Source organism: Pseudomonas sp. K5002 (genome assembly GCF_013386655.1).
Lineage (GTDB): Bacteria > Pseudomonadota > Gammaproteobacteria > Pseudomonadales > Pseudomonadaceae > Aquipseudomonas.
In genome coordinates this window covers 2,374-3,180 of sequence record NZ_JACARK010000906.1, presented here as the reverse complement: position 1 = coordinate 3,180, position 807 = coordinate 2,374, and the positions used below count along the sequence as shown (strand labels likewise).

Here is an 807-nt window from a genome sequence, read left to right as displayed (position 1 = left end):
CATGGAGCAGGGCGGACACGTGTCCGCCAGCAGCCAGGCCCCGGCAAAAACCGCCCCGGCCCCGACCCAGGATCAGCCGACTGCCGCGCAAAACTTCGTCACAGGCCTGGCCAATATGGTCGACCAGCAAGCGTCCAAGGACAGCACCGACCAGGGCGGCGACAAAGCCTTTGCCGGTCTGATCGACGGCGGTCTCAAGGATTTGAAGGACGCCAGCAGCGACACCCGTGTCGATGACTTCGCCAACCGCCTCGCCGCGCTGACCCAGGCTGCCACGCCGAAAACTGCGAATGCCCTGCCGCCGGTGGCCAACGCGCCATTGGCCATGCACCAGAGTGGCTGGACCGATGAGGTGGTGAACCGGGTCATGTACCTGTCCAGCGCCAACCTCAAGTCGGCAGAGATCCAGTTGCAGCCCGCTGAACTGGGTCGCCTGGACATCAGCGTGAAGATGTCCGCCGACCAGCAGGCGCAAGTCACCTTCATGAGCGGCCATGCGGTGGTGCGTGAAGCCCTGGAAAGCCAGTCGGGCCGCCTGCGGGAGATGTTTGCCCAGCAGGGCATGGGCCAGGTCGACGTCAACGTGTCGGACCAGTCCCGTGGCTGGCAGGGGCAGCAGGACCAGCAACAGCAGAACCAGGCTCGCGGCGTCAGCGGCAGTGGCGGGCGGGGTGATGGGGTTGATGGCGGCGGTATCGGTGAGGTGGCTGAAGTGGCCGCGCCGGTGGTGCAGTCGGTGATTGGCTCCAGTGCCGTGGACTACTACGCCTGATCTGAGCCCTGGCGATGATCAAAATGTGGGAGCGG

General features: G+C 65.6%; 1 protein-coding gene. It reads left to right on the top strand.

From position 1 onward, the window contains the following. The coding region (locus HX846_RS30805) for a flagellar hook-length control protein FliK (RefSeq protein ID WP_178966839.1) at positions 1 to 772 on the top strand (772 nt) is incomplete at its 5' end. Positions 773 to 807: the final 35 nt, after the last annotated feature.